The organism is Rhodococcus sp. IEGM 1302, from assembly GCF_030056935.1.
GTDB classification, from domain to species: domain Bacteria; phylum Actinomycetota; class Actinomycetes; order Mycobacteriales; family Mycobacteriaceae; genus Rhodococcus_F; species Rhodococcus_F qingshengii.
The window spans coordinates 41,617-50,083 of the sequence record NZ_JASHKY010000033.1 but is presented as its reverse complement, the minus strand read 5'-3'; the positions used below and the strand labels follow the sequence as shown (position 1 = coordinate 50,083).

The following is an 8,467-nucleotide window of genomic DNA, read 5'->3' as shown; positions in this document are numbered from 1 at the left end:
GTTCTGAACCGCAGGAGTGGACACGACGTCTGAATGTGCCTTCGCCGAAGCCACTTCCGCCCCGTTTCGAACCACGCTGACCGAGACGGCGCCGACCGCCGATGGAACCGTGCAGATGTCCATCCCTGTATCGGCACTGCACGTGGTCGTCGTACCGCCGACCGTAACTTTCACTTCGGCACCTTCGACCAAGAAGGTCAAAACCTCGATCGTGTCGCGAACCGGGGACGACCCCGCACGCAGAATCATCGGTGATACCGAGGGTAGTGCGGGTTGCGCGGACGACAGCTGGTTCCGATAGGTGACGTACGCGATATCACGTGCAATCGCCGGTGCCGTTCCGGTCTTGAACCAGTCGACAAAATATGCGTTCAAATCGAGCAGCGCACGACCGTGCCCCTCGCTCGGTGCAAACGCCGTACCTTCGCTGTAGTCGTTCCACGAAATTAGTTGCACCCATTCGCTATCCGATTCGCGCGCAATCTGCCAGGTGTTTCGGAGATTCCCAGTGTTCTGCGCTTCGTCGAAAACCGATTGGCTGGGACGCGCATCCTGGAACGAGACCGACTGCATCCATATCTTGCCGAGAGCGTGCGCTCGGTTCACCTGATCCAGTGGCGAGCCGATCCCGGTGTCCGTCACTGGATTGAAGGAAGGGTTACGTCCACCCCACGTCGACATTCCATAGCTTATCGACGCGAATGAATCCATATTCGTGGTGGAGTTCAGGAAGAGTGGAACGAAGGCCACCTCGATCCCGTAGCGGGCCTTCATGATTTCGAGAAACTGCGACCACCACGCCGGGTCGTGTTTCTCGGCAAGAAAGGGCGAAATCACCACCCGGTTGTCCGTCAATCGAAAAACCGACGGCGATGACGCGTACTGCGACAACTCGCCTGCCAGATTCGCGGGGTCCAATGTGCCGAGTTCGCCGTTCATATCCGGCATCAGCATTATTTCGAACGCAGGATCAACCGCAGCCGAAGCGGCGAGAAGTTGGGACGGAACGGACGAAGACCACAACGGGTTCGACGACTTCGTCAGAATGTCAACCGAGAACCCACTGATTCCCGCGTCGATTGCCTGCCGCACTTCATCTTCGAGATCTCGCTGCCTCCACTGTGGGTCAGCTGAAACAGGCCGTGGTTGCGGTCGGTCTCGAAGAAACCCTCCGAATGCGGCGTATGAACCTCGTTCACCGTTCGGATTGAGATACTGCGTGGCGTAATAGTCTTCGCCCGACGGTAGGTTGTCGATCGAAAGGGGATACGGCGGGAAGTAGTGCGCAAAGACCATTTTGGCGGTCGACTGTCCGTTGTCCGGAAGCTCGACGGCGGGATGTGATGACACCGCCGCGTCAACCCTCGCGTTTGGGTCCACTCCATCAGAGAGCCTGAGGCCGGCCACTACGAGAAGCACTGACGACACCAGCGCAATGCCGATGGCAACTGCACGAAATTTCCTGTCCCGCGAACCTTCGATACTCACCCGTTTCCGTTTTCGAGCATCGGCGTTCACCGAATCAGCCACCCCTTCTCACACACGGCCTTACGCCGCAATGTCCGGTGACGTTGACATCCCGAACCTGGAAATCGAATTCCAATTCAATTCTGCTGCACAGAATCCGAAGCTTGCGGCGGGTGATTCGACCTGGAATCGGAATCGCCGTTCCCACCGAGTGATCTTACCTGCCGCTTATCGGTCGGCAACTCGTCACTCGAGAGGTTCGCCTTCTGCGCGACCTTTGTGCGGAGCATCGAGCGAGGGATCGCCACTGTCGGACTGTCCAGATCACTGCGCGTGTAGCGCCCCTCAGTCTCCGCCGGCTCCCATTCGTCGAAATCGATGCGCATATCTTCGGCCGGAGATTCGACCGAATCCCCCGAATCATGCTTCTCCACTTCATTCTTCCCCGTCGATCCCACACCTGGTTCTGCGTGTATTACCTGCGCGCCGGCTCCTCCTTCAACGGGAGGCCACGCGCCGACTGGTTCATTCGATGCATCATTCACCGGAGGCTCGTTCGCCGCAGGCTCGTCCACCACACTCACACGGCTGCGGACCTTGACCAAGCCACCCCGTCCGACACCCGACAGCACCGCGCCCAACAGGTTCGCGCCGGCAGCGCGCAGCGTGGTCGCTGCGCCTTCCACCTCGTCGACCGACGAAATACTCTGTGTTGAAACAAGAACCACGCCGTCGACGACTGAGCCGATCACAGCCGAATCGGAATAGAGCGACAACGGTGGACCCACGACGATCGTGTATTCGAATTTCTCGGAGGCTTCCGAAAGCATCTCGCGTGCCGAGACCGATGCGATGGCATCACCGGAATCGGATCGTATCGAGCCGGCGGGCAGCAGAGTCAATGAGCGACCGGGTACCTGAACGAGCACGTCCACGAGCGGAATCGCACCGGCCAGCACGTCGGAAAAGCCGACTGCCGGCTTGATACCGAGGTATGAATCCAAGCTCGGCGACCTCAAGTCACCGTCCACCAACAGCACTCGACGTCCCGCTTCGGACAGGACAACCGCGAGATCGGCTGCGATGCACCCCGCAGGCTCCGAGTACCGAGGCGAGGCGATGAGGACCGAACGGATCGCGTCGGCACTCGGGCCGGCGAACTCGATACCTGTCCTGAGCTTGCGTATCGACTCGGCATAGGCGGTCGCGCCGTCGGCGGGGAACGTCAACGCGCGAAATCCCCGCGAGGCCGATTCCGGAACTGTCGCCAAAATCGGTACACCTGCAACGGCCGAGAGCATGGAAGCGCTTCGAACGGACCGGTCGAGTCGCCCAAGGAGCACCCGGACGCCGATGCCGACGACCAGGCCACCGATGAGGCCGAACAGGGACGTCATCACGAGATTCGAACCCCCACTGGCATCTTCAGCGTTGGCCTCGGTGACCACCTGGACGGAGGTATTCGGACGGCCACCACCGTTAGGGGTCTCCAACTGCCCCACATATTGTGCAAAATTCTTCGCATACGCATTGGCGATACCGGCCGATCCTTCGGCCGTCGAATCCGTGACAGAGACCTGCAAGAGCACAGTTTTCTCAACTGCTGCCGCCGAAACCTGCGAGGCCAACTCATGTCCGCTCATTGGAAGACCCAGGTCGTCGATCACCTTGACCGCCAGATCGTCGCTCGAAAACAGTTGGGCATAGGTCGCCGCTCGTTGCTGAGAAAACAGATCGCCCTGGTAGGCGCCAGCCGAGTCAGCACTGATCGGCGAGCCGATGAACAGCACAGTTGTCGACGTGTAGGACGACGGACTCGAGATGGCCATGAAAGCACCGAGGATCAAGCCGAGCACCGCGAAGACAGGTATTGCCCACCCCCGCCTCAGAATTCGCGCGGCAGTGCTGAGTGCATTCATGTGTTCGCCTTTCTTGGAGATCGCTGTGTGCGTGTGTCTCCGTCGCGCCGTGGCGTGTAACTTGCCACCGAGTCAGTTGTGTCTGGCCGATTCACGGGCAACACTGCCCCTCGCTGCGTTCGGCGCGTGGTCGTCAAGAGGACCGAACCTTCGATTTTCGCTCCTGCGATTTCCAGATCGTGAATCTTCGTCATCACCGTCTGCATGTTTGTCGAATGAGACTGAACGACAAGGATTATCGAACGGCATACCTTGGCCAGTCGGCCCGAGTCGGCGTACTGCGTCCCGCCGGAGTCGAAAACAACCACTACGTCGAACCTGGCACTCAGATCTCGCAGCATGCGCCTGAACGACTCAGACTCGAAGACTCGCTCCGGAGTTTCGGTCGGCGAACCGCTCCGGAGGAGAGTCGGATGCAGCGGTGTCGAGATCAGAACATCATCGAGGACGCTGTCCGACATGACGATGTCGGTGACCCCGAACTCGATATGTGCACGCGAGGATCGGAAGTTGCAGTCGACGAGAACCACCGAATACCCCAGAGCGCAAGCAGCATCGGCGATGCCGCCAGCTGCGAACCTGCTGATCTTCCCCTCGTCGGCAGCGGTCACGAGCACGGGTGACGCGGGCGTACCTGACCCGATGAGATCTCGGTTGAACTGCAGTCTCTCAAAATAACTTCTCGATGCCGACTGAGCACCTTCCTCGGCGGACAATCCCCTGTCACCGAGGTACGGGATCGACTCGAGCACAGGTAGACCCGTCCAGGCCGCTAATTCGTCGACACCCTGAACTGCTCTCGACCTCGCAGCAGCCAAGATCACACCAGTCACTCCAACCAGCGATCCGACGACCAACCCCAGAAGAACGTTCGGAATCGTCTGCGGACCAGCCGGGCTCGTCGGTGCTGACGCCGTGACGACAGTCAGCGGCTGAACCGTCGGGATCAAAGTCCCACTCGGCGTCTCGAGTCGCCGGATCGTCTCGTTCATCTCATCCGAAGCCGCGTTCGTCAGTTGCAACGCCCGGTCTGCGCTGTCGGTGGTGCCAGAGATTTCGAGCAACACGGTGTCGGGCACAACGCGAACCGAAATGCTTTCGACGTCACGCAGACCACTCTCGCCCAGACGACTTGCGACGCGGGCCGAGAAGTCGGCACCCTCCGCCAGACGCGTGTACGTACCCGCTCGTTGCTGCGAGAATTCGTCACCTTGGAAAGGGCTCGAATCGGCATTGCCCAGAGTGGTCGGTGTACCCCACCCTGGCGTGGTGAGAAAGAGCTGGGTCGAGGACTTGAAAGTGGTCGGCGTGAGCAATGTCAGCAGAACGCCTACCAGCAGGCCGAGCAATGTCGAGATGCCGACGACAACCCACTTGTCACGAAGGACTCCGAAGAAGCGGGACGGGTTCATCGCAGAATCCCCCCATTCGGCGCGCCCTCGCGAATCACACCGGAGGCGGTCAGCGATTCCACCAGTTTCTGAGCAATCACTGCGTTCCCCACTGCATTCGGGTGCACACCGTCCTCGAATTTCAGTGTCGTGAGGTCCACGTCGGCGTACCAACCGTCGGCAACAGGATCGATCACGGTCGCGGCAACCGATTCCCCGTAACTTCGCAGCGCTGATACGAATTGGTCGTATCCGTCGTACGGCACAGGTGTGACGTATGTCGGCACGATGATCACCAGACGCGCATCCGGCCATGCATCCCGGACGGTATCGATGTACGACGTCATGACGGGAAACAAATCCATCGGACTCATGTGCAGATCGTTTCGCCCACCGTCCACGAAAATGATGTCCGCTCGATACCGCTCGATCGACACCTGTAGTCGATTCTCGAATCGTGTTGTAGTTCCCTGATACTCGGGTGCGCCGTCGTTGGTGAAACCGGTGCTTCCCTGAGCATCGACATTGCAGTCCCACCCCATCCGGACGCAGATGATTCTCGGGTATGCCCCGAGCCCGATTCCGTTGATGCCCGCAGTGAAGCTGTCGCCGAACCACATCGATGCCGGCGCTGTGTCCGGCGGCAACTGAGGAACCGTTGTCGCTGCTGTGAGGGCGGACCGGCCGTTTCCGGCAGCCGAATTCTGACGCACCGCCAGCGCCGTCGCACAAACGACCAGTACCACCAGCAGAGCAAGGCCCACGAGTTCCAGCGGGCGACGGGCAGAGATTCTCGACGAGAATCGGTTCGTCCGAGTCATCGAGTCACCTCCCGCCGTGAGACGAAGAATGCACAACCGATGATGACGAGGAAGTACGACATCGCTTGCAGCAGTGATCCTCTGAGCAGAATGATCAGGTAGAAGGGCAGGATGCAGGCAAGGATCGTCGGCGCCCTGGACTGGCGCAGCGACAGTTCGATTCGCCTGTCCTGAATCCCTGCGATCAAGCCTAGAGCAACCATTCCGACAATCAGCGCGATCCACCCACCGTTGACGAACAGCTCGGACCACAACGGAGCAGAAAGGTTCTTGACCGTGTAGTTGCGGCTCTCCGCGAGCAGGATGCCCGTGTCCGTAGCTTTGCCGGGCCAGATGGTCCGCGGAATCCAGAAAAGAACAACTCCGAGTGCCTGCTTGCCATCGGTAACCCCGTGCGTATTCACAAAGTTGACGGTGTTGTTGACCTGCGCAAATGCGTCGTAGTCCGGAGACGTGAGCGATTCGAGAGGCGAGCTTGTCTTGAACTGTGCCGACGTGCTGTACCTGAACGCATCGGCGAGCGGAAAGACCAGGACAAGTGCAGCCACGGCAAGCAAGGCAACCACACGGAAACGACCACGGGTCGCGAAGAGTCCGAAAAGTGCCGCCACGGCTAGTGCTGCAGTACCGAACAGATACCTCGCACTCGAGATCGGATTGAAAGTCAACAACAGCACGGCTCCGAGCACGATGGCGCAGAGAAGAAATAAACGATCGGCTCCCGGATTCTGATCACGGTATTTGACCACCGCGATGAATGCGACAAGCAAGGACATCATCGCGACGGCGCCGATGATGCTGGCGACCGTGGATTGCCCCAGCGACGCACTCGCCTGCTCCACCACGGCACTTCGGCTCGACAGAAGCGTCCCTACACCAAGTTTCTTGATGTAGTACGCGTTGGCGACCAGGGCGCAACCGGCAAGAATCAAAACCCGAACGGGATCCACACGCACGCTTGTGGCGTTTCCCCATCGCGTGTCTTTGATTCGACGCCACACCGCTCCGGAGAACACTAATCCCACCAGGAAGCCGCCGATTCCCAGAAGGACGATAGCCACCGCTGTCGAGTTGAGGGACGGATCCACTCGGGGCGTCGTAGGAGGAATCTCTCGCAGGCGGAGCTGGGCAAGTGGGGCAAGACCCATGAAGACATAGGTGAAAACCCAGAACGACATCTCGACGAGCCGACGAAAGCCCTCGCCCACAATCCACGCATAGCGCAGTCCCGAAATCGTGGTGACGGCAAGTACCGCCATCCATACACGCCCTGGCGGTGTCGGAGTGAACTCGACGACTGCGAAAGGCACGATGATCACCATGATCACCGCGGTCCAGATCGCAATCAGCGGTGGCATCAACGAGTCCTGCCGCCCGACGTCGAATTCCGCGAACTCGTGAGGCTTTGTCCGCCCGCTGGAAATTGTTTTCACGTGGTCGTCCCGGCCAGTGCGCCTGTTCGTGTTCGGCGCAGATCGCCTGGTTCGGCACGATCAGCAGTGGACGGCACGCTCGCGGGGTCTTCACGGCCGGAGTGCTTCCGTTGGGCAGCGACCACCAGGCACACCGCAACGAGGACGGACGAGACCGCCAGCCCGATCGCGACTCCGACCGCGGTTCCCGTGAGGGCCGCGGCCGCGCTGCAGATGACGATTGCCGTGAGACTCTGGACAATTCGCAGCTTGAGCAGTCGTCCGCTGGCTCCTTGAGTGCGGTAGAGATTGTAAACACCCGCTATCCAACAGATCGCCGCGTACTCGAGTCCGAGAAACGGCAGAACATGGCGAGCCTCGGCCCAGGACTCTCCTAGAACGACTCGGCCGAGTGCATCTGGAAGGAAGGGAGCGGCGAATCCGATCGTTGCCGCCATCGCAGATGTGAGCCACGCTGCATAACGCAGTGTGCTCCACACCTGGCGCGCGGTATGGCCGGCCCGCACCGATTCGGGAATGACGATCAGTGGAAGAGAACTGATCAGCACGGCGAACGGCCCCAGGACGGTCACGGCTCCGCGCAAAGACGCGGCAGCCACCGTTCCGATGAAGGCCGTGGACACCGCGACGATCACGATTGCAGCCAGTTGGTCGATGCCACTCTCGAATCCGAACCGGATTCGATGAGTCCAGAACGACGCCCACCAGCGATACAGACCAGTCAGTCGCGGTAGCGTCTGTACGCGAATCATCAGGTAAACGAGTGCGAGTCCTCCGGCGACGGACCACAACCAAATCATCTCTGCGATCGAAAGTGCCTCTGGTCGAATCCAAGTCACGACAAGGACACCGAACGCCGCACTCGCCCACAACGCGTCGCTGAAGAACGCGTGTTCCGGTTCTCCCATCGACATCGCGGTGAACCGCAAGGCATCCTGCGCGAGAACAACCGGCGCGGCAACGGCGTATGCAATCCCTACCTGCGGTTCGTGAAGGAAAACCGAGACTCCGAAGGCAACGATCCCAACCAGGACTCCGAAGGTGGCAGCACCCGAGATCGCATGTCTGCTCTCCGCGCGAATCCTGTTGCGACTGTGGGCACTCATCAACAGCAGGGGTGTGCCAACTGCACCTCGAACGAATCCGAGCGCAGCCGTGAGGATGGAGAAAACAAGGATCGCCAGACCGAACTCACTGACGGAGGACGGTCCGGCCATCGCGAACAGAATCAACGCGTTACTTACGCTGGACAGCACTTGGTCACCCGCACTGAACAGCACTCGCAGCTTCAGACCTGCCACGACCCCACCTCCCTTGCACACGTGGTGTCTCCAGACTGAGATCAAATTGAAACCGTCGGTCGGCTCAGTCCACCTGAAACAGTCTATAGGATTGTTTACTGCGAAGTAGCCGGGGTTGCCTTCGTGCATTCCTCC

Annotated in this window: 6 protein-coding genes; all 6 read right to left on the bottom strand. The window is 59.9% G+C overall.

Going from position 1 to position 8,467, the window contains the following annotated elements; genetic code table 11:
- Positions 1–1,350: glycoside hydrolase family 71 protein (locus tag QM609_RS26475; RefSeq protein WP_283337603.1), on the bottom strand; the 1,350-nt coding region annotated here is incomplete at its 3' end.
- Between the two features lie 254 nt (positions 1,351–1,604).
- Positions 1,605–3,386: a tyrosine-protein kinase domain-containing protein gene (locus QM609_RS26470; RefSeq protein WP_007728844.1), complete on the bottom strand. Its 1,782-nt coding sequence runs from the start codon at positions 3,384–3,386 to the stop codon at positions 1,605–1,607.
- Positions 3,383–4,798, bottom strand: coding sequence for a capsular exopolysaccharide biosynthesis protein (locus QM609_RS26465; protein WP_007728846.1), 1,416 nt, complete (start codon positions 4,796–4,798; stop codon positions 3,383–3,385). The genes QM609_RS26470 and QM609_RS26465 overlap by 4 nt, the downstream gene beginning before the upstream one ends.
- The gene (locus QM609_RS26460; RefSeq protein WP_007728848.1) at positions 4,795–5,598 is read right to left on the bottom strand and encodes an SGNH/GDSL hydrolase family protein; all 804 of its coding nucleotides are present in this window, start codon (positions 5,596–5,598) and stop codon (positions 4,795–4,797) included. Before QM609_RS26460 ends, QM609_RS26465 begins: the two co-directional genes overlap by 4 nt.
- Positions 5,595–7,031 carry an oligosaccharide repeat unit polymerase gene (locus QM609_RS26455; RefSeq protein ID WP_007728850.1) on the bottom strand — a complete coding sequence of 479 codons (1,437 nt, stop codon included), beginning with the start codon at positions 7,029–7,031 and terminating at the stop codon, positions 5,595–5,597. The genes QM609_RS26460 and QM609_RS26455 overlap by 4 nt, the downstream gene beginning before the upstream one ends.
- The gene (locus tag QM609_RS26450; RefSeq protein ID WP_007728852.1) at positions 7,028–8,332 is read right to left on the bottom strand and encodes an MATE family efflux transporter; all 1,305 of its coding nucleotides are present in this window, start codon (positions 8,330–8,332) and stop codon (positions 7,028–7,030) included. The genes QM609_RS26455 and QM609_RS26450 overlap by 4 nt, the downstream gene beginning before the upstream one ends.
- Between the last annotated feature and the right edge of the window lie 135 nt (positions 8,333–8,467).

Excerpts from the sequence above, each read along its gene's own strand:
- QM609_RS26470 (WP_007728844.1), bottom strand. The coding sequence starts at position 3,386 with ATGAATGCACTCAGCACTGCCGCGCGAATTCTGAGGCGGGGGTGGGCA.
- QM609_RS26465 (WP_007728846.1), bottom strand. The coding sequence starts at position 4,798 with ATGAACCCGTCCCGCTTCTTCGGAGTCCTTCGTGACAAGTGGGTTGTC.
- QM609_RS26460 (WP_007728848.1), bottom strand. The coding sequence starts at position 5,598 with ATGACTCGGACGAACCGATTCTCGTCGAGAATCTCTGCCCGTCGCCCG.